Origin of the sequence: Staphylococcus sp. FSL H8-0121, assembly GCF_038008425.1 — a bacterium.
GTDB lineage: Bacteria > Bacillota > Bacilli > Staphylococcales > Staphylococcaceae > Staphylococcus > Staphylococcus pasteuri.
Genome location: NZ_JBBOZB010000001.1, coordinates 600,365 through 622,780, shown reverse-complemented (window position 1 = coordinate 622,780; position 22,416 = coordinate 600,365). Strand labels below are relative to the sequence as shown.

The window sequence follows — 22,416 nt, the reverse complement described above, 5'->3', positions numbered from 1 at the left end:
ATGGCATTTGAAGGATTGTCGGATCGCTTACAAGCATCAATGCAAAGAATGCGTGGTAAAGGTAAAGTTACCGAAGCGGATATTAAAGCAATGATGCGAGAAGTGCGTCTTGCATTATTAGAAGCCGACGTTAACTTTAAAGTTGTTAAAGATTTCGTCAAAACTGTTTCAGAACGTGCTTTAGGTTCAGATGTAATGCAGTCATTAACACCTGGACAACAAGTCATTAAAATTGTTCAAGATGAATTGACTAATTTAATGGGTGGCGAAAATTCATCTATCAAAATGGCTAATAAACCACCAACTGTTGTCATGATGGTAGGTTTACAAGGTGCAGGTAAAACAACAACTGCTGGTAAATTAGCGCTTTTAATGCGTAAAAAATATAATAAAAAACCAATGTTAGTTGCTGGAGATATTTACAGACCAGCTGCCATTGACCAATTACAAACAGTAGGTAAACAATTGGATGTACCTGTTTATAGTGAAGGTGACCAAGTTAAACCTCAACAAATTGTTCAAAACGCATTGGCACACGCTAAAGAAGAACATTTAGATTTTGTTATTATTGATACGGCAGGTCGTTTACACATCGATGAAGCATTGATGAATGAACTTCAAGAAGTTAAAGAAATAGCGAAACCTAATGAAATTATGTTGGTTGTTGACGCTATGACTGGTCAAGATGCTGTTAATGTAGCTCAATCATTTGATGACCAATTAGATGTAACGGGTGTAACATTAACTAAGTTAGATGGTGACACTCGTGGTGGTGCTGCGCTATCAATTCGTTCCGTTACTCAAAAACCAATTAAATTTGTAGGTATGAGTGAAAAATTAGATGGTTTAGAACTATTCCATCCAGAACGTATGGCATCTCGTATTTTAGGTATGGGTGATGTACTAAGCTTAATTGAGAAAGCACAACAAGATGTTGATGAAACAAAAGCTAAAGATTTAGAGAAAAAAATGCGAGATTCATCATTTACATTGGATGACTTCTTAGAGCAACTTGATCAGGTTAAAAATCTTGGACCATTGGATGACATAATGAAAATGATTCCAGGTATGAATAAGATGAAAGGATTAGATCAACTTAATATGAGCGATAAACAAATCGACCATATTAAAGCGATTATTCAATCAATGACACCTAGTGAAAGAGAAAATCCAGCAATGTTAAATGTATCACGTAAAAAGCGTATCGCTAAAGGTTCAGGACGTTCATTACAAGAAGTGAATCGTTTAATGAAACAATTTAACGACATGAAGAAAATGATGAAACAATTTACTGGTGGCGGTAAAGGTAAAAAAGCAAAACGTAATCAAATGCAAAATATGCTAAAAGGCATGAATTTACCTTTCTAATATTTTATATATTCCAACAGATTTCAGTCTGTTGGAATTTTTTTATGTATTAGGAACGCCTTAGCTGAAGCTAATGCATATAAAGTCATATTTTTTGTGAAACGAAATAGTATGACTAACCTAATCGTATGTACGATTAGGAACCTATTTATGACAATTCATTTCATGAATTTAGAACAGATATGTTTGAAATATATTGATATAAAGGGATAAAATCTTATATTGGCAGTAGTTGTCTGTATAGAAAATGCGCTTTTTAAGCTTTTTTCTATACTAGTCAACCTTGCCGGGGTGGGACGACGTTAAAGTTGTAATTATTTAAAATTTAGTAAGCTGTTTAATACACATGATTTTGTTTATTGATGTCCCTTGTAAATTAAACTTTAACTGTCCCACTCCCATAACCAACACTGATTTTCTTTCAGAAAAAAGTAACGAAGAGGAACGCCTTAGCTAAAGCTAATGCATAACCAAATCTACAATTCATTTCATGAATTTAGATTTGGTAAAGAAAAATGTCTTTACAAAGTTTTATAGACCTGTTATTATTTATTCTTGTAGAAAATAAAAATTGAAATGTTCAAAGGAGAGTTTTATAATGGCAGTTAAAATTCGTTTAACTCGTTTAGGTTCTAAAAGAAACCCATTCTATCGTATCGTAGTTGCAGATGCACGTTCACCACGTGATGGTCGTATCATCGAACAAATCGGTACTTACAACCCAGCACACGTTAATGCTCCAGAAGTGAAAATTGACGAAGAATTAGCATTAAAATGGTTAAAAGACGGTGCTAAACCAACAGATACAGTTCACAATATCTTATCAAGAGAAGGTATTTTGAAAAAATTTGATGACCAAAAACACACTAAATAATTCTAGTCATTATTGACTAATCTATCAATTTAGTTAGGGCGCCATTATTTGGTGCCTTTTTTATTTATATCAATGTCTTACTTATAACAAATCAATAACTAATAACTTTAATCAATGGTAAAGTGATATTATGAAATAAACTTGCAATATAAGGAGGTTAGTATTAATGGAAGTAGAAGTAGGACAAATCGTTAATACTCATGGAATTAAAGGAGAAGTGAAAGTAAAATCTAATTCTGATTTTACAGATACTCGTTTTCAACCAGGAGAAGTGTTAACAGCTAAATTAAATCAAACTGAAAAAGATTTAACTATAACATCATATCATGTACATAAAGGATTTCATATGTTGAAATTTGAAGGCATTGATAATATCAATGATATCGAATATTTAAAAGGTGCTACGCTTTACCAAGAAAGAGACCATGAAGAAATAGAATTAGAAGAAAATGAATTTTATTATTCTGATATTATAGGTTGTACTGTCTTTGATGATAATGAACAACCTATTGGTAGAATTACAAGTATTTTTGAAACTGGAGCTAACGATGTCTGGGTTGTAAAAGGAGATAAAGAATATTTAATTCCTTATATTGCAGATGTAGTTAAAGAAGTAGATGTTGAAGGTAAAAAAGTGATTATCACGCCAATGGAAGGATTGTTAGATTAATGAAAATTGATTATTTAACACTTTTTCCAGAGATGTTTGATGGCGTGCTTAACCATTCGATACTAAAAAGAGCTCAAGACAAAAATATTATTGAAGTGAATACTATTAATTTTAGAGACTATTCTATCAATAAACACAATCAAGTTGATGATTATCCCTTTGGTGGTGGACAAGGTATGGTCTTAAAGCCTGAGCCAGTGTTTAATGCAATGGAAGACTTAAACAGAACAGATAATACTCGAGTTATTTTAATGTGTCCTCAAGGACGTCCATTTAGCCAAGCAATTGCACAAGAATTAAGTGAAGCAGAGCACATTGTGTTTATCTGTGGCCACTATGAGGGATATGACGAACGTATTAGGGAACATTTAGTCACTGATGAAATATCTATGGGTGATTATGTATTAACAGGTGGGGAATTACCTGCAATGACGATGACAGATGCCATTGTTAGACTCATTCCTGGTGTATTAGGTAATGAACAATCACATCAAGATGATTCATTCTCAGATGGCTTATTGGAATTTCCACAATATACAAGACCACGAGAATTTAAAGGTTTAAAAGTACCAGATGTGTTATTATCAGGTAATCACGCACATATTGATGAGTGGCGTCATGAACAGAAAATTATTCGTACATTAAATAAACGACCAGATTTATTAAAACAATATGATTTGACTGATAAAGATAAAAAAATCATACAAACATATAAAAACCAATTGAAAAACGACTAACGTTGTGCTAACATAATTTAAGTGTGAAAAAGCACTAAAAATCACTATGATCCGCTGCTATACATTTGTCTAGGCAAGAACATAGGTTGAAGGAGAGAATTTATAATGAGTAATCATAAGTTAATCGAAGCAGTAACTAAATCACAATTACGTACAGATTTACCTTCATTCCGTCCTGGTGACACTTTACGTGTACACGTTCGTATCATTGAAGGTTCACGTGAACGTATCCAAGTATTCGAAGGTGTTGTAATCAAACGCCGTGGTGGAGGAATTTCAGAAACTTTCACAGTTCGTAAAATTTCTTCAGGTGTAGGTGTGGAACGTACATTCCCATTACACACTCCAAAAATCGAAAAAATCGAAGTTAAACGTCGCGGTAAAGTACGTCGTGCTAAATTATACTACTTACGTCATTTACGTGGTAAAGCTGCTAGAATCCAAGAAATTCGTTAATCAGCATACTGAAAACGTAGTTACGTATGAAGACTATACTTTAGAAAAGCCATTAAGTTATCTTAATATGATAGCTTAATGGCTTTTTGTATGAATGGGTATATATTCGTTTGTGAATACAAATCCTTTAATGTTATTAAAAATCTATACAGAAAGTGTGAGTCCTATCAACTTAAACATTTGATAAGACTCATACTTTTTTAATTTCTTTTATTTAATTTTTTGGTAAATATTATACTGCCGATGATACCAATAATCGAAATAATGATTAATAAGTAAAAATGAGGTGGTGTATAAGTTAGTTTAATCATTTCTTGTCCTTTTTTAACAGGAATCGCTGTCATGATACCATTTGCTTTTTCAACTTTTTCTGTATGACCATCAATAGATGCTTTCATTCCTTTAGCATAAGGTACAGGCATAACTAAATAACCACTGTCTTTTTTATCTTTTTTAATTGTATAACCATTTCGTTGTTTATCAATATGCACATGCTTTAATTGTTGCGTACTTTGTTTTAATATTTGATAATTTTCGCCATATATACCTTTAACTTTAATACGGTATTTGCCTTTAGATAATTTTATATTTAAATCATCTGATGATTTAATACGCATTGTGACTGGGCTTACGAATCGACGATATTTATAAGTGAGCTCATTACGGTTTTGACTGTAATCATTTACACCTACTGTATGTTTTTTATCTGGTGATAATAATTCAACATCCATTTCAACGTATAAATCTTTATATTGTTTAGAAATGAATTGAGGTAATTGAAGATGAATGCCTCCATTATTTTTAGTAACTTCAATATGATTATTATCAAGTCGTTTAGCATTAACTAACGTACGTTTAGTATGTGATAACAGATTTGGATTTGAACTGAAAGACGTATTCGATTTATCGTCTTTCTGATTAAATACAACACCTTGAAGCACAGCTTGTTCTTGATCTAAAGGAGATTTTAAATCTTTAGCATCATATATTTTATTTGTAATATGTGCAGCTGGATAATGCATCATGTTATGTGAATGAATCCATTGATCACCGCTATCGTTAATTAACGCTTTCTTTTTAAATCCATAAGGCATATTTAAATCGTTAGGATGTCTAAGTCGATCTTCTACTCCCCATAATGCCATTAAGTTTGCACGATTGCCTAGATAACGATAAGTACTATTTTTATCTACTGGCATATTGATTTGCATTGTCTTATCATAATACTTCAAAATGTCTCCATCAAAAATGCTTGAGTATAAAGAAATCCCATTATAGTGATAAATGAATGGTGAATTTAACCCGTAAAAAGACATGTAATCGATTCTAGACAATGGGTTGGACTGTGATTGTTTAATTTGTTGTATTTTATCGTTTAAAGTATGACCTCTATAGCTAGGATCATTGATATCCTTCATCGTTGATTGATAAGGCTCAATTGTCTTCTTAAAAGTAACATGTTCAATCGCTAATTGTTGTAGAAAAATGAGTAATATTAATAAAAGTTGGAGCCACCATTGATTAGCAAGCATAGGTTTTTTAATGATGAAACCTAATACGACAATAAGTATGATTGATACCGGAATCCAATAAATAGTATGACTTGCTTCCAAAAAGTAAATGATTCCATATAAACTAATAGGTATTGCAACTATTAAGTATTTTTTAAGTGATAATTCACTAATATGCTGTATTAATAATGCAACTAATGCGCTAGAAGATAACGTTAATGCATAAACCCAACGTCTTTGGGGCATTGAAAAACCATTAAATGCACTATCAAAGTATTGTGATAATGAGCCAATCAATAATATCCATGTCACTATGGCAAATAATCTAAAATAATAATGACGATATAATTTGAATGAAAATAAAGCAATAATCGTTATAAAAGTAATCGTTATATAAAATCCATCTGCAAAAATATTGAAATTACTGTTTGTAAGATCTGTCAATAAAGTGATTTCAAATTTAGAATTCTGTGCTCTATCATTGTTAAAAAATGAAGAAAGTCCTGTAAACAATCCAAATATACTGCTTAATACACTTAATATTACAGCAATTAGAAGCATATAGAATTTTTGCCATCTAGTCACAATATCTTTTGGATGCGTCATGATTATTCTATAAATAAAATAAAATCCTAATACGATTGCTTGATAATAACTAAAGTAAAAATTCATAAAAAGTGTCAAACCAATGGCAAATATAAAAAGTCCAATTTTCTTTTCTCTAAAGAAACGTTCCATAGAGAGTAAAGAAAGTGGTAATAGAATTAATAAATTACCATAAAAAGACCATGTAAAATTGTAGTAGATAACAACTGTAGAAATACAATACATTATTGTAGCTATGATGACTGAAGTAGGTTTGAATTTTAAATATCTAAAGAAATAAAATGTACAAATAAATGTAAGGACGGTTCTAACATATGCCATTATTAATTGGTTTGCAGGCCAAAAATTGATATCGTGTGGGTGCGCTAAACCTATTTTTTCTAAAATCCCAATGCAACCAAAGTTAATCCACATAAGAGGTGACATTGAATAATAATAGGCAAGTCCTTTTACATAATCTCCACCTAAACCAAAGGATTCATCATAGAATCCTTTGAAAGTAGAGAAATGTTCATATAAATACATTTGAAATGGCATCATTTGTCTGAATCCATCTCCATTACCACTAAACACTGTTCCTTTAGTAATAAAAAGATAAATGAAAGGGAGATAAATGCATAGTGATAAAATAGCACTTGCAATGATAATTAATAATAGAAATGAATAAGGATTGGAAGTGATCTTTTTATACATTATGCTTTCTCTTCTTTCTCTTTATAGATTTTAAATATTTAATAAATATCAAACTTACAATCATACTAATTATTGATATAAAAATCATTGTATTCCATAAAGGTGGTTGATATTTAATGATGATCGTTTTGTCATTTTTATTTACTGGAACTCCTGTCATCATGCCATTAGCTTTATAGACTTCTGTTTTTTCACCATCTACGAAAGCTTTCATACCTTTTCTATAAGGAATATTGATGGTCGCAATACCTTTATTATGCTGATCTAAATTGACTTTCACACCATTTTTAATGTCCTGATAATTCATTTTAAAATTTGCATGTTGCTTTGCTTTTTTGAGCGTATCATAATTTTCACCATTTAGGTTTAATAATTGTAAGTTAAATGTACCTTTAGGAGATAATTGAATCGTGATATCGCCATTTTTATCTGGTTGAGCACGGTATAATTGGGTATCTACACCTGTGCGGTATACAGAATCGTTATATAGACGATTGTTATTATATTGATTTACGTTGACCGTATAATTGCTATCTGGAACACCTCTTTTGATCTTCATCGTTAAGTAAAAATCAGTATATTGAGTTCTTAATTTTTTAGGAATATGAAGTTTAATATGTCCTGTATTTTGAGTAACTTTAATATTATGATGCTTTAATTTAGAAATATTGTCGCTTGAAATTTTCACTCTGTTTAGTAAATTATCTGCTTTTTTATGATAGTTTTGTCCTTTTTTATTTAAAACAACACCATCTAACATGGCATGTTCACGGTCAATTGGTGTTTTTAAAGACTTTTCATTAAAAACGTTATCTGTAACTTTAACTGAAGGCAGATTTAGTGTGTTTTCATAAATTGAATATTGACCTGCTTTTTTAACCTTTTTAAAGTAACTTGGGACATTATCTTGATATTCTTTCAACATGAGATAACGAATTGAGAAAAGACTAGCTATATTTTGTCTACCATTTGTAGATTGATACCTACTTAATGATTCCTCTGCTAAGTTAATTTTTAAATCATCATAATAATCATCTAGAATATTATGATGGAAAATGCTTGAATATAGGCTCAATCCTTTGAAATTTTGATACATAGGTGTATTATCTTGCTCATTAACTCTCCAATCGATACGCTCATCCTCACGTTTAGATGATTTCATTTGATTAACTAGTGATCTTTGTAAATCTGAACTATACATATTTGAATTTAAGTAGAACGTATTAGCTCTATCCTTATGATCTTCAAAATAAATTTGATTTTTAATAAATACAAATGACACCATGATATTTAATAAAGCTATAGCAACAATATATAAATATGATAATTTAATACGGCTTGTTTTATCATTGAGTACTAAAATCAACAATCCTATAAGAGAAACTATAGGTACAAATATCATCCAAGCAACATAAGTATGATAGGCGAAGGCACTTATAAATATGACGCTTTGCGCAATAATATTTGTTAGAAGATAAGATTTAATTTTTACAGTTTTAAAATATTTAACATAAAGTCCTATTAACATAGCTGAATTAAATGCAATGATAAAATGCCATCTTTTTTGTGGGGCAGAGAATCCATTAAATAACTGGTCTATAAACGGTACAAAATTAAATAAAATAAATACAAAAGTTAGAATAGCAAATAAACGATAATAAAAATGTTTATATAATTTAAAGGATAAAATAGCTTGAATCGTAATAAATAAAATGACAATAAGATAATTATCAAAAAATAAATTTGTATTTGCATCTATATGTTCAAAACGAGGCACTTTTCCTGTAAATGGAATACGTCGATTACCTAAATAACCTTGCACACTATGATAGAAAATAAATAAGCTATTCCCTAAAGATAAAATCCCACTGAGGATGAAAATCAAAAATGCCTGTTTACGTGAAACTTTATCATTGTCATGTTTAAACAAGATTCGAATGATAATATATCCTGCACCGATAATGAATAAGTAATAAGCAAAGTAAAAATTATTAATTAATATCAATGTCATTGATGTTATGAATAAACCTATTTTTTTAGTTTTAAAAAATCGTTCAATCGAATATAACAATAATGGCAACCAAATAAACACATCACTGAAAAACGGCCAGTATACTGTAAATCTGAAATACAAAGGTGAAATTACAAATAAAAATGCCATTAACAAGCTAATGATGTGATTTTTTGTTAAGTGCTTTGCATATAAATATGTACAATAAAGCGCTAAACTTGCTTTGAAAATTGAAACGATAAGCGCATTGTTCATCCAAAATAATAATTGTGTAGTATCAATATGTATGAATAGCTTTAATAGCATAATTACTAAAACATTGATAATGAATATAATATTGGTTGAAAAGTAATAACTTAAATCTGTAAAGAAATCTCCACCTATTCCAAAGTCAGATGAATAAAACCAATTACCATGACTCCATTGATTAAATAAGTACATCTGGATAGGTACCATTTGTTCCATACCATCATTAGGTCCAGTAAATAGTATGCCGTCATGATAGAATTTATAAATAACATAACTATGACCAATTAATGATAGAAAGAAGAAAATAAGTGAGTATTTGAGAATTTTTTTCATGACTGACTCCTACTCCATATATTTATCTTGATTATAATTTTTTATGACTATTCCCAAATTGTAGGGGATAGTAATGACGATGAAAAGTATTTATACTTTAATTTAAACTATTTTACAGAATCTTAAAGTATAGAATCGCTAAAATATTTAAAAACAAGTTATTATAGTTCGCGTGTTAAACTAAACCTAGTTTATGAGAAGATGTTAGAGTATAATTTATACAATGTAAAAGATGAAAAGTATTGATGAAAGGTGATGACAATGACAATACAATGGTATCCTGGCCACATGGCCAAAGCTAAAAGGGAAGTAAGCGAACAATTAAAGAAAGTAGACGTTGTATTTGAACTTGTAGATGCACGTATTCCTTATAGTTCAAGAAACCCAATGATTGATGAAGTAATAAAACAAAAACCAAGAGTAGTTATTTTAAATAAAAAAGACATGACTAACTTAAAGGAATTGGAAAAATGGGAACAATTCTTTGAAAATAAAGGTTACTATCCAGTAGCTGTCGACGCTAAACATGGTAAAAATTTAAAAGATGTTGAAAAAGCAGCAATACAAGCGACGAAAGAAAAGTTCGATCGAGAAAAAGCAAAAGGATTAAGACCTAGAGCAATACGTGCCATGATAGTTGGTATTCCTAATGTAGGTAAGTCAACGCTAATTAATAAACTAGCGAACCGAAGCATTGCTCAAACTGGTAATAAACCTGGAGTTACGAAACAACAACAATGGATTAAAGTAGGAAACTCGTTACAATTATTAGATACACCCGGAATTTTATGGCCAAAATTCGAAGATGAAGAAGTAGGGAAGAAACTAAGTCTAACTGGTGCAATTAAAGATAGCATCGTTCACTTAGATGAAGTAGCTATTTATGGACTTCAATTTATGATTAAAAAAGATTTAGTTGGTTTAAAATCACATTACAATATTGAAGTGGATGAAGATGCAGAAATATTAGAGTGGTTTGATGCAATTGGGCGTCGAAGAGGTTTATTACAAAAGGGTAATGAAGTGGATTATGAAGCGGTTATTGAGTTAATTATTTATGAAATTAGAAATGCTAAAATCGGCACATATTGCTTTGATATATTTAAAGAAATGAAGAGTGACATTGAACATGTCTAAAACGATTAAAGAAATGAAGCAGTTGCTTGAACAAATTGATACGATTGAAGAACTAGAACAACATGAAGCTAATTTGGATAATCGAAAAGGTGTACAGCAAGCAATTGCTAGTCGTAAAAAGCAATTAGAAAAAGAATTACAACTCATAGAACAATATCATGAGATGACTTTCTATGAAAATGAATTGTTAGCAAATAATGCCGACGAAGTTATTTGTGGCATCGATGAAGTGGGAAGAGGTCCACTTGCTGGACCAGTTGTAGCTTGTGCAGTGATTTTGAATAATGACCATAATTATCTAGGCCTTAATGACTCTAAAAAGGTATCTGCTAAAAATAGAGCAAAATTAAACCAACAATTAATAGATGGTGTTACTGAATACGCTTATGGTGTTGCAACAGCAGAAGAAATTGATCAATTCAATATATATAAAGCGACACAAATCGCCATGCAACGCTCAATAGACAATTTAAAATTAAAACCCACACATTTATTAATTGATGCGATGAAATTAGATAACGAAATTAACCAGACGTCTATTATTAAAGGTGATGCTAAAAGTGTATCAATTGCAGCAGCAAGTATTATGGCTAAAGAACATCGAGATAACTATATGAAAGAATTAGCTGAGCAATTTCCAGGATATGGATTTGAAAATAACGTTGGTTATGGTACTAAAGAACACCTTAAGGGTATAGAAGAATATGGCGTTATAAAAGAACACCGAAAAACGTTTGAACCTATTAAATCAATCAAATAATAGTTTGAATTTTAAATTAATTGCAAAAAAAGAGTGGTATCAGTTTACAATAACGCTTTCATTTTTTATAATTGAAAAGGAACTTAACCTAAGAAACAGGAGGATGGAAGATGAATATCCACGAGTATCAAGGTAAAGAAATATTTCGTTCAATGGGCGTAGCCGTTCCAGAAGGACGAGTAGCATTTACTGCTGAAGAAGCGGTGGAAAAAGCGAAAGAATTAGATTCAGATGTATACGTGGTTAAAGCACAAATACACGCTGGGGGTAGAGGTAAAGCAGGCGGTGTAAAAATTGCTAAATCACTATCTGAAGTTGAAACTTACGCTAATGAATTATTAGGTAAACAATTAGTTACACATCAAACAGGACCTGAAGGTAAAGAAGTTAAACGCTTATATATCGAACAAGGTTGCGACATTCAAAAAGAATATTATGTAGGATTTGTAATTGATCGTGCTACTGATAGTGTTACTTTAATGGCATCAGAAGAAGGCGGTACTGAAATTGAAGAAGTAGCTGCTAAAACTCCTGAAAAAATCTTTAAAGAAACAATTGATCCTGTTGTAGGATTATCACCTTATCAAGCACGTAGAATTGCTTTCAATATCAATATTCCTAAAGAATCAATTGGTAAAGCTGCTAAATTTTTAATGTCACTTTACAATGTATTTATTGAAAAAGATTGTTCAATCGTTGAAATTAACCCACTAGTAACAACTGGTGACGGTGAAGTTTTAGCATTAGATGCTAAATTAAACTTCGATGACAATGCTTTATTCAGACATAAAGACATTATGGAATTAAGAGATTTAGAAGAAGAAGATCCAAAAGAAATCGAAGCATCTAAATATGATTTATCATATATTGCATTAGATGGTGATATTGGTTGTATGGTTAATGGTGCAGGACTTGCCATGGCTACTATGGATACAATCAATCATTTTGGTGGAAATCCAGCTAACTTCTTAGACTGTGGTGGTGGCGCTACTAAAGAAAAAGTTACTGAAGCATTCAAAATCATTTTAGGTGACGAAAATGTTAAAGGTATCTTTGTAAATATCTTCGGTGGAATTATGAAATGTGATGTTATCGCTGAAGGTATCGTTGCAGCAGTTAAAGAAGTAGAGTTAACTTTACCACTTGTAGTACGTTTAGAAGGTACTAACGTAGAACGCGGTAAAGAAATCTTAAATGATTCAGGTTTAGCAATTGAGCCAGCATCAACTATGGCTGACGGCGCTCAAAAAATTGTTAAACTTGTTAAAGAATCATAAGGAAAGGATGGGAACACTAAGATGAGTGTATTTATAGATAAAAATACAAAAGTAATGGTACAAGGTATTACAGGGTCTACTGCCCTTTTCCATACGAAACAAATGTTAGATTATGGAACACAAATTGTCGCAGGGGTAACACCTGGTAAAGGTGGACAAGTAGTAGAAGGTGTTCCAGTATTCAATACTGTTGAAGAAGCTAAACAAGAAACTGGAGCAAACGTATCAGTAGTATACGTTCCAGCACCATTTGCTGCAGATTCAATTTTAGAAGCAGCAGATGCTGATTTAGATATGGTGATTTGTATTACTGAACATATTCCTGTTGTAGACATGGTTAAAGTTAAACGTTATTTACAAGGTAGAAAAACACGTTTAGTAGGACCAAACTGTCCAGGAATAATTACAGCGGATGAATGTAAAATTGGTATTATGCCAGGTTACATTCACAAAAAAGGTCACGTAGGTGTTGTATCTCGTTCAGGTACATTAACTTATGAAGCAGTTCACCAATTAACTGAAGAAGGTATTGGTCAAACAACTGCTGTAGGTATTGGCGGCGACCCAGTTAACGGTACTAACTTCATCGATGTTTTAAAAGCTTTCAATGAAGATCCTGAAACTAAAGCTGTAGTAATGATTGGTGAAATCGGTGGTACAGCTGAAGAAGAAGCAGCTCAATGGATTAAAGAAAATATGGATAAACCTGTAGTTGGATTCATTGGTGGTCAAACAGCACCTCCAGGAAAACGTATGGGTCATGCTGGTGCGATTATTTCTGGTGGTAAAGGTACTGCTGAAGAAAAAATTAAAACACTTAACAGCTGTGGTGTACACACTGCAGATACACCTTCAGAAATCGGTACAACTTTAATCGAAGCAGCAAAAGAAGCAGGCATTTACGAAGAATTATTAACTATTAAATAATTTTAATTGATTAACTAGCTTAGGTGCTTTAAAGGCATCTAAGCTTTTTATTTGTGTGTCGTTATTTATATAGAAATATACAGCCACAATATAGCTTGAAAATGAAATGTCACGTTATCATTTTACTTCTTAAAATTGAATTACATTTTCCATTTATATGTTTATGAACTGTAACACAAAAGCAAGTTGTTTCTGTGTATAATTTAATTAAAGGAGCAATGATTTTGAACAAACATTTTTTACTTAAATTATACTGGGCTCAGTTTACTACTTCACAAATACATCAACTCAACCAATATTATCCACAGCTCTTTCATGTTAATGATTATGAACAAGAATCGTTATTACATTGTTGGATTACTCAATACCAGCCACGATTATTGCCTAAGTTCCTTGACTACAGACAATTTCAATATAATGAAATTATGAAAGTTCTTCGACAATTAGATATCAACTATATCACCTATTTTGATAAAGATTATCCCTATTTATTAAAAGAAATATATGATTATCCTTTTGTCTTATTTTATAAGGGTAATAAAGACATTTTAAAAAACGATAAAACTTTAGCTATAGTTGGTGCTAGAAAGTGTACAAACTATACAAGCCAAGCACTTAATTATCTTTTTCCTTCATTTAAAAGGGCTCAACTTACAATTGTATCTGGTCTTGCTGCAGGAGCAGATAGTGAGGCACATCAACAAGCATTGAATGCCTATTTGCCTACAATTGCTGTATTAGGTTATGGACATACACATCATTATCCAAAATCTACTTTTTCACTTAGAAAGAAAATTGAAGAACAAGGTATTGTTATTAGCGAATATCCACCATTTTCTCCAATAGCGAAATATAAATTTCCTGCAAGGAACAGATTGATTAGTGGTTTATCAAAAGGTGTTTTATTAACAGAAGCTAATGAAAGAAGTGGAAGTCGTATTACTATAGATTGTGCACTTGAACAAAATCGAAATGTCTATGTATTACCAGGAAAAATATTTGATACCTCAACAAAAGGGAATTTATTATTGCATCAAGAAGGCGCAACGATTGTTGTGAATGAACATGATATTTTACAAGACTATTCAATTTAAGAATATAGTGTATATTAAGCAATTAGACTGTAATAAAATGGATTAAAATCATTAAAGAAAAAGACAAATAGTTAATTAAAAAATATAACAAAATGCGTCATAAAATATTAAAACATTGACAAAAACAAAATTGACCGTTTATCATTTATCTTTAGTAATTAGATTAGCAAGGGGGAAATCACTTTGGCAGATAATTTAGTCATAGTTGAATCGCCTGCAAAAGCTAAAACCATTGAAAAGTATTTAGGAAAAAGATATAAAGTTATCGCTTCAATGGGACACGTTCGTGATTTACCTAGAAGTCAAATGGGCGTGGACACTGAAGATAACTATGAACCCAAATATATAACAATACGTGGTAAAGGTCCCGTAGTTAAAGAATTAAAGAAACATGCTAAGAAAGCTAAAAAAGTTTTCCTGGCTAGTGACCCTGACCGCGAAGGTGAAGCAATTGCTTGGCATTTATCAAAAATATTAGAATTAGAAGATTCAAAAGAAAACAGAGTAGTATTTAATGAAATAACAAAAGATGCTGTAAAAGATAGTTTCAAACACCCAAGAGGTATTGAGATGGATCTAGTTGATGCGCAACAAGCACGTCGTATACTTGATAGATTAGTTGGTTATAATATTTCTCCTGTATTATGGAAGAAAGTTAAAAAAGGTCTATCTGCAGGACGTGTACAATCTGTAGCATTGAAACTTGTTATTGATAGAGAAAATGAAATTAGAAACTTCAAACCTGAAGAATATTGGACAATAGAAGGAGAATTTAGATATAAAAAATCTAAATTCACAGCTAAATTTCTTCATTATAAAAACAAACCATATAAACTAAATAAAAAAGATGATGTTGAAAAAATCACTGCTGCATTAGATGGTGACGAATTTGAAATCACTAACGTGAATAAGAAAGAAAAAACACGTAATCCAGCTAATCCATTTACAACATCAACATTACAACAAGAGGCAGCACGTAAACTTAATTTTAAAGCCCGTAAAACAATGATGGTTGCACAACAGCTTTATGAAGGTATTGATTTAAAGAAACAAGGTACAGTTGGTCTAATAACATATATGCGTACCGATTCAACTCGTATCTCAGACCAAGCAAAGTCTGAAGCTAAAAATTATATAATCGATAAATACGGAAACGAATATGTTTCTAAAAGAAAAGCAACTGGTAAACAAGGGGATCAAGATGCCCATGAAGCTATTAGACCATCAAGTACTTTAAGAACACCTGATGAAATGAAACCATTCTTAACTCGTGATCAACATCGTTTATATAAATTGATTTGGGAACGTTTTGTTGCAAGTCAAATGGCTCCAGTAATTTTAGATACTATCGCTTTAGATGTAACACAAAATGACATTAAATTTAGAGCTAATGGTCAAACAATTAAGTTTAAAGGTTTCATGACATTATATGTTGAAACTAAAGATGACCAAGATAGTGAAAAAGAAAATAAATTACCTAAATTAGAACAGGGAGATAAAGTAACTGCCACTCAAATTGAACCTGCACAACACTTTACTCAACCACCACCAAGATTTACAGAGGCTAGACTAGTTAAAACATTAGAAGAATTAAAAATTGGTCGACCATCAACTTATGCACCAACAATTGACACAATTCAAAAACGTAATTACGTCAAATTAGATAGTAAACGATTCATGCCAACTGAATTAGGGGAAATTGTTTATGAACAAGTTAAAGAATACTTCCCTGAAATCATTGACGTTGAATTTACTGTAAATATGGAAACACTTCTTGATAAAATCGCTGAAGGCGACACAAATTGGAGAAAAGTAGTTGGAGATTTTTATAATAGTTTCAAACAGGACGTTGAACGTGCCGAAGAAGAAATGGAAAAAATAGAAATCAAAGACGAACCTGCAGGTGAAGATTGTGAAGTATGTGGCTCTCCGATGGTTATCAAAATGGGTCGCTACGGTAAATTTATGGCTTGCTCTAATTTTCCAGATTGTCGTAATACGAAAGCCATCGTTAAAACAATTGGCGTGAAATGCCCAACTTGTAAAGATGGCGATGTTGTAGAACGTAAATCTAAGAAGAACAGAATTTTCTATGGTTGTTCAAATTATCCAGAATGCGAATTTATTTCATGGGATAAACCAATCGGTAGAGACTGTCCAAAATGTAATCATTACTTAGTTGAAAAGAAAAAAGGCAGAAGCAGCCAAGTAACTTGTTCAAATTGTGATTATAAAGAAGAAGTACAAAAATAGATATCTATATAAAAATAGCTACGCATTACATTGCGAGAGCTATTTTTATAGTTTTATTAATAAAATTACTCGTTAGAATTTTATATAAATGAGAATAGCAGGAGGCATTAACATGACACAAACAGTCAATGTAGTTGGTGCAGGTTTAGCTGGTTCTGAAGCTGCCTACCAATTAGCAAAAAGAGGAATTAAAGTAAATTTAATAGAAATGCGTCCAGTTAAGCAGACACCTGCACATCACACTGACAAATTTGCTGAACTTGTATGTTCAAACTCGTTAAGAGGTAATGCACTTACAAATGCTGTAGGTGTTTTAAAAGAAGAAATGCGACGCTTGGATTCACTTATTATTCAAGCAGCAGATAAAGCAAGAGTTCCAGCTGGTGGTGCACTTGCAGTAGATAGACATGATTTTGCAGGTCATATTACAGATACACTTAGAAATCATCCTAATGTGACAGTGCTAAATCAAGAAGTGCACAGTATTCCAGAGGGTTATACAATAATAGCTACTGGGCCACTTACAACTGAAAACTTAGCTAAAGAAATCGTAGACATTACTGGTAAAGACCAACTATATTTCTATGATGCTGCAGCACCTATCATTGAAAAAGATAGTATAGATATGGATAAAGTATATTTAAAATCAAGATATGACAAAGGTGAAGCTGCTTATCTAAATTGTCCAATGACTGAAGAAGAGTTTGATCGTTTTTATAATGCTGTTTTAGAAGCAGAAGTAGCGCCTGTAAATGAATTTGAAAAAGAAAAATATTTTGAAGGTTGTATGCCATTTGAAGTTATGGCAGAACGTGGTCGTAAAACATTGTTATTTGGACCAATGAAGCCTGTTGGATTAGAAGATCCTAAAACAGGAAAAAGACCGTTCGCCGTAGTGCAATTAAGACAAGACGATGCTGCTGGCACACTATACAATATTGTTGGTTTCCAAACACATTTAAAATGGGGCGCACAAAAAGAAGTTATTAAGTTAATTCCTGGTTTAGAAAACGTAGATATCGTTAGATACGGTGTGATGCACAGAAACACATTTATTAACTCGCCAGATGTTTTAAATGAAAAATATGAATTAATTGGACATGACAACATTTACTTTGCTGGTCAAATGACAGGTGTAGAAGGATATGTTGAAAGTGCTGCAAGTGGTTTAGTTTCAGGTATTAACTTGGCACATAAATTATTAAATAAAGGTGAAGTCATTTTCCCAAGAGAAACAATGATTGGTAGTATGGCATATTACATTTCTCATGCTAAGAATGAAAAGAACTTCCAACCGATGAACGCTAATTTTGGATTATTACCATCGTTAGAAAAACGTATTAAAGATAAAAAAGAAAGATATGAAACTCAAGCGAATCGTGCTTTAGAATATCTTGAGAATTATAAAAAAACTTTATAATTTTCAAGTACATGAACTAGGTGGCAAATGCTATCTAGTTTTTTGTTGGTTACTGCTTATAAAGATATAGTGTTACAATTCTCGAAAGATTTTGAATTGAATATCAAATCACTGTAAGCCCTACCATGAATATGCTACAATTCAATATGATGGAGGCGAAATTTATTGAATGATATTCAAAAAGCGTTTCTCTATATGTTAAAAGTTGAACGGAATTTTTCAGATCATACACTTAAGTCTTATCATGACGATATTGTGCAATTTAATCACTTTTTAGATCAAGAGTGTTTAGATTTAAATGATTTTGAATATAAAGATGCAAGAAATTATTTAAGTTTTTTATATTCGAAAAATTTGAAAAGAACTACAGTTTCACGTAAAATTTCTACGTTACGTACTTTTTATGAATATTGGATGACGCAAGATGAGACGGTCGTTAATCCTTTTGTTCAACTTGTTCATCCCAAGAAAGAACAATATCTTCCTCAATTTTTTTATGAAGAAGAGATGGAAGCATTATTTAAAACAGTTGATACTGACAATAAAAAGGGCATGAGAGATAAACTCATACTTGAATTACTATATGCCACGGGAATTCGCGTTTCTGAGTTAGTGAATATAAAAAGAAATGACTTAGATATGAATTTACCTGGTGTCAAAGTATTAGGTAAAGGTAATAAAGAAAGATTTATACCTTTTGGAGAATTTTGTAAACAAAGTATCGAACGGTATTTAGAGGAATTCAAACCTTTAAAAAATGTTGATCATGATTATTTAATCGTTAATATGCAGGGTCAGCCTATTACAGAAAGAGGCGTAAGATATGTACTTAATGATGTGGTCAAACGTACGTCAGGTGTTACAAATATTCATCCGCATAAGTTAAGACACACGTTTGCAACTCATCTACTTAATCAAGGCGCTGATTTAAGAACAGTACAATCTTTATTAGGTCACGTTAATTTATCAACAACTGGTAAATATACGCACGTATCGAATCAACAATTGAGAAAAGTTTATCTCAATGCACACCCTCGAGCAAAAAAAGGAGAATGATTTATGGATAATTCATTACATGCAACAACGATATATGCTGTTAGACATAATGGCGGTGCTGCAATGGCAGGAGATGGACAGGTCACATTAGGCCAACAAGTCATTATGAAACAAACAGCTAGAAAAGTGAGACGTTTATATGATGGTAAAGTGCTTGCAGGCTTTGCAGGTAGTGTTGCCGATGCATTTACACTTTTTGAAAAATTCGAAACTAAATTACAACAATTTAGCGGAAATCTTGAAAGAGCTGCTGTTGAACTTGCGCAAGAATGGCGAGGAGATAAACAACTACGTCAACTTGAGGCAATGCTAATTGTTATGGATAAAGATGCTATTTTAGTTGTAAGTGGTACAGGAGAAGTTATAGCACCTGATGACGATTTAATCGCTATTGGTTCAGGTGGGAATTATGCATTAAGTGCAGGTAGAGCACTTAAGAGACATGCAACACATATGTCTGCTGAAGAAATGGCATATGAAAGTTTGAAGGTTGCATCTGACATTTGTGTATTCACAAATGATAATATTATAGTTGAAACATTATAAATATATTTAATCATTCGAGCAAATTGATTTGTATATAAATTAAATAACACTAATTTCAAGTAATTTATGATATATGGAGGTAAAGCATTCATGGATACAAATGGTATTAAATTAACACCGAAAGATATTGTATCTCGATTAAATGAATATATTGTCGGGCAAGATGACGCAAAAAGAAAAGTGGCCATTGCCCTACGCAATAGATACAGAAGAAGTTTATTAGATGAAGAATCTAAACAAGAAATTGCACCTAAAAATATTTTAATGATTGGACCAACTGGTGTTGGTAAAACTGAAATAGCTCGTAGAATGGCTAAAATTGTTGGTGCGCCATTTATTAAAGTAGAGGCAACTAAATTTACTGAAGTTGGCTATGTAGGACGAGACGTAGAAAGCATGGTAAGAGACTTAGTAGATGTATCCGTTCGTTTAGTCAAAGATGAAAAGAAAGAATTGGTTAAAGATGAAGCAACTCAAAAAGCCAATGACAAACTAGTTAAATTGTTAGTTCCAAGTATGAAGAAAAAAGCTTCTCAAGGAAACAATCCGTTAGAATCACTTTTTGGTGGTGCTATTCCTAATTTTAATCAGAACAATGAAGAAGAGGAAGAACCACCAACAGAAGAGATTAAAACAAAACGTTCTGAAATCAAGCAACAACTTCAAGAAGGTAAGTTAGAAGAAGAAAAAGTACGTATTAAAGTTGAACAAGATCCTGGTGCATTAGGCATGTTAGGAACGAATCAAAATCAACAAATGCAAGATATGATGAATCAACTTATGCCTAAGAAGAAAGTTGAACGTGAAGTACCAGTTAAAACAGCACGTAAAATATTAGCAGATGATTTTGCTGATGAGTTAATTGATCAAGAAACTGCAAACCAAGAAGCATTAGAATTGGCAGAACAAATGGGAATTATCTTTATTGATGAAATTGATAAAGTGGCAACAAATAACCAAAATAGCGGACAAGATGTTTCAAGACAAGGTGTTCAAAGAGATATCTTACCAATCCTTGAAGGTAGCATGATTCAAACTAAATATGGTACTGTAAATACTGAACACATGCTATTTATTGGTGCTGGTGCATTCCATGTTTCTAAGCCTAGTGATTTAATTCCAGAACTTCAAGGTAGATTCCCAATTAGAGTAGAACTTGATAGTCTATCAGTCGAAGACTTCGTAAGAATTCTTAAAGAACCTAAATTATCACTAGTTAAACAATATGAAGCATTACTTGAAACAGAAGAAGTAACTGTTAATTTCTCTGACGAAGCTATTACTCGATTAGCTGAAATCGCATATCAAGTTAACCAAGATACAAATAATATTGGTGCTCGTAGATTACACACAATATTAGAAAAAATGTTAGAGGATTTATCATTTGAGGCACCAAGCATGCCAAATGCTGTAGTTGATATTACACCGCAATATGTAGACGATAAATTAAAATCAATCTCAACAAATAAAGATTTAAGTGCATTTATTCTATAAATATACAAAGAAGGAGAAAAATTATGAGCTTATTATCTAAAACAAGAGAGTTAAACACTTTATTACAGAAACACAAAGGCATCGCAGTAGATTTTAAGGACGTAGCCCAAACAATTAGTAGCGTTACAGTTACAAATGTATTCATCGTGTCGAGAAGAGGTAAAATTTTAGGATCAAGTTTAAACGAATTACTTAAAAGTGATCGTATCATTCACATGCTTGAAGATAGACACATCCCTGCAGAATACACTGATCAATTAATGGACGTAAAAGAAACACAATCAAATATTGATATTGATAATGTTTTAACTGTATTCCCTCCAGAAAATAGAGAAGTATTTATTAATAGTAAAACAACTATTTTCCCTATACTAGGTGGAGGAGAAAGATTAGGTACCTTAGTTTTAGGAAGAGTACAAGACGATTTCAACGAAAACGATTTAGTTTTAGGTGAATATGCAGCTACTGTTATCGGAATGGAAATTTTACGTGAAAAACACAATGAAGTAGAAAAAGAAGCACGCGATAAAGCTTCAATTACTATGGCGATTAATTCATTATCATATTCTGAAAAAGAAGCTATTGAACACATCTTTGATGAATTAGGTGGTAACGAAGGATTACTAATCGCATCTAAAGTAGCTGATAGAGTTGGTATTACTCGTTCAGTAATTGTTAATGCTTTACGTAAACTTGAAAGTGCTGGTGTTATTGAGTCACGTTCACTAGGTATGAAGGGTACATTTATAAAAGTTAAAAAAGAAAAATTCTTAGACGAATTAGAGCGAAATAAATAATAAATCAATTTAGGTTTGGGTAGTGTACTTTTATACCTGAACCTTTTTTATGTTATCTACTCAGTTGTTTTTTGATTGTGATTTTAACATTAATTAAGAGATTAAAAGTTGCTCAATTACATTCAACTAATCAGTAGAAAGCCATTG

Annotated in this window: 18 protein-coding genes; 16 read left to right on the top strand and 2 right to left on the bottom strand. The window is 31.7% G+C overall.

What is annotated here, in order from left to right:
- From ffh to rplS, 5 genes are all read left to right on the top strand, one after another.
- Positions 1-1,368, top strand: a complete 1,368-nt coding sequence (gene ffh, locus LFT63_RS02980) for a signal recognition particle protein (RefSeq protein ID WP_029055452.1) — start codon at positions 1-3, stop codon at positions 1,366-1,368.
- Between the two features lie 598 nt (positions 1,369-1,966).
- The gene (rpsP, locus tag LFT63_RS02975; RefSeq protein WP_017637120.1) at positions 1,967-2,242 is read left to right on the top strand and encodes a 30S ribosomal protein S16; all 276 of its coding nucleotides are present in this window, start codon (positions 1,967-1,969) and stop codon (positions 2,240-2,242) included.
- A gap of 166 nt (positions 2,243-2,408) precedes the next feature.
- The gene (gene rimM, locus LFT63_RS02970; RefSeq protein WP_340767884.1) at positions 2,409-2,912 is read left to right on the top strand and encodes a ribosome maturation factor RimM; all 504 of its coding nucleotides are present in this window, start codon (positions 2,409-2,411) and stop codon (positions 2,910-2,912) included.
- Positions 2,912-3,649 carry a tRNA (guanosine(37)-N1)-methyltransferase TrmD gene (gene trmD, locus LFT63_RS02965; protein ID WP_029055451.1) on the top strand — a complete coding sequence of 246 codons (738 nt, stop codon included), beginning with the start codon at positions 2,912-2,914 and terminating at the stop codon, positions 3,647-3,649. Before rimM ends, trmD begins: the two co-directional genes overlap by 1 nt.
- Positions 3,650-3,754: 105 nt before the next feature.
- Positions 3,755-4,105 carry a 50S ribosomal protein L19 gene (rplS, locus tag LFT63_RS02960; protein WP_017637117.1) on the top strand — a complete coding sequence of 117 codons (351 nt, stop codon included), beginning with the start codon at positions 3,755-3,757 and terminating at the stop codon, positions 4,103-4,105.
- Between the two features lie 200 nt (positions 4,106-4,305).
- Here rplS and LFT63_RS02955 read toward each other — a convergent pair whose 3' ends face one another.
- Both LFT63_RS02955 and LFT63_RS02950 read right to left on the bottom strand, forming a co-directional pair.
- Positions 4,306-6,915, bottom strand: coding sequence for a YfhO family protein (locus tag LFT63_RS02955; protein ID WP_340767882.1), 2,610 nt, complete (start codon positions 6,913-6,915; stop codon positions 4,306-4,308).
- Entirely contained in the window at positions 6,908-9,508 is a 2,601-nt protein-coding gene (locus tag LFT63_RS02950) for a YfhO family protein (RefSeq protein WP_340767879.1), read from the bottom strand. The genes LFT63_RS02955 and LFT63_RS02950 overlap by 8 nt, the downstream gene beginning before the upstream one ends.
- 261 nt (positions 9,509-9,769) lie before the next feature.
- On the opposite strand from LFT63_RS02950, the gene ylqF reads away from it, so the two are divergent.
- The 11 genes from ylqF (at position 9,770) to codY (ending at position 22,269) form a co-directional block, all read left to right on the top strand.
- Positions 9,770-10,645, top strand: coding sequence for a ribosome biogenesis GTPase YlqF (ylqF, locus tag LFT63_RS02945; protein WP_029055448.1), 876 nt, complete (start codon positions 9,770-9,772; stop codon positions 10,643-10,645).
- Entirely contained in the window at positions 10,638-11,405 is a 768-nt protein-coding gene (locus LFT63_RS02940; protein ID WP_340767876.1) for a ribonuclease HII, read from the top strand. The genes ylqF and LFT63_RS02940 overlap by 8 nt, the downstream gene beginning before the upstream one ends.
- A 110-nt stretch (positions 11,406-11,515) precedes the next feature.
- Complete coding sequence (gene sucC, locus LFT63_RS02935; protein ID WP_017638388.1) at positions 11,516-12,682, top strand: ADP-forming succinate--CoA ligase subunit beta; 1,167 nt, start codon at positions 11,516-11,518, stop codon at positions 12,680-12,682.
- A gap of 21 nt (positions 12,683-12,703) precedes the next feature.
- Positions 12,704-13,609, top strand: coding sequence for a succinate--CoA ligase subunit alpha (gene sucD, locus LFT63_RS02930; RefSeq protein WP_340767874.1), 906 nt, complete (start codon positions 12,704-12,706; stop codon positions 13,607-13,609).
- Positions 13,610-13,833: 224 nt separating this feature from the next.
- Positions 13,834-14,703 (top strand): DNA-processing protein DprA, encoded by an 870-nt coding sequence (gene dprA / locus LFT63_RS02925; RefSeq protein ID WP_340767871.1) that lies wholly within the window; start codon positions 13,834-13,836, stop codon positions 14,701-14,703.
- A 177-nt stretch (positions 14,704-14,880) separates the two neighbouring features.
- Complete coding sequence (topA, locus tag LFT63_RS02920; RefSeq protein ID WP_340768209.1) at positions 14,881-16,956, top strand: type I DNA topoisomerase; 2,076 nt, start codon at positions 14,881-14,883, stop codon at positions 16,954-16,956.
- 112 nt (positions 16,957-17,068) lie between these two features.
- Complete coding sequence (trmFO, locus tag LFT63_RS02915; protein ID WP_029055445.1) at positions 17,069-18,376, top strand: FADH(2)-oxidizing methylenetetrahydrofolate--tRNA-(uracil(54)-C(5))-methyltransferase TrmFO; 1,308 nt, start codon at positions 17,069-17,071, stop codon at positions 18,374-18,376.
- A 165-nt stretch (positions 18,377-18,541) separates the two neighbouring features.
- Complete coding sequence (xerC, locus tag LFT63_RS02910; RefSeq protein ID WP_017638383.1) at positions 18,542-19,432, top strand: tyrosine recombinase XerC; 891 nt, start codon at positions 18,542-18,544, stop codon at positions 19,430-19,432.
- Positions 19,433-19,435: 3 nt separating this feature from the next.
- A complete protein-coding gene (gene hslV / locus LFT63_RS02905) occupies positions 19,436-19,978 on the top strand; it encodes an ATP-dependent protease subunit HslV (protein WP_017638382.1) in 543 nt (180 codons plus the stop codon).
- Positions 19,979-20,068: 90 nt separating this feature from the next.
- Positions 20,069-21,472: an ATP-dependent protease ATPase subunit HslU gene (hslU, locus tag LFT63_RS02900; protein WP_340767868.1), complete on the top strand. Its 1,404-nt coding sequence runs from the start codon at positions 20,069-20,071 to the stop codon at positions 21,470-21,472.
- Between the two features lie 23 nt (positions 21,473-21,495).
- The gene (gene codY / locus LFT63_RS02895; protein WP_017638380.1) at positions 21,496-22,269 is read left to right on the top strand and encodes a GTP-sensing pleiotropic transcriptional regulator CodY; all 774 of its coding nucleotides are present in this window, start codon (positions 21,496-21,498) and stop codon (positions 22,267-22,269) included.
- Positions 22,270-22,416 lie beyond the last annotated feature (147 nt).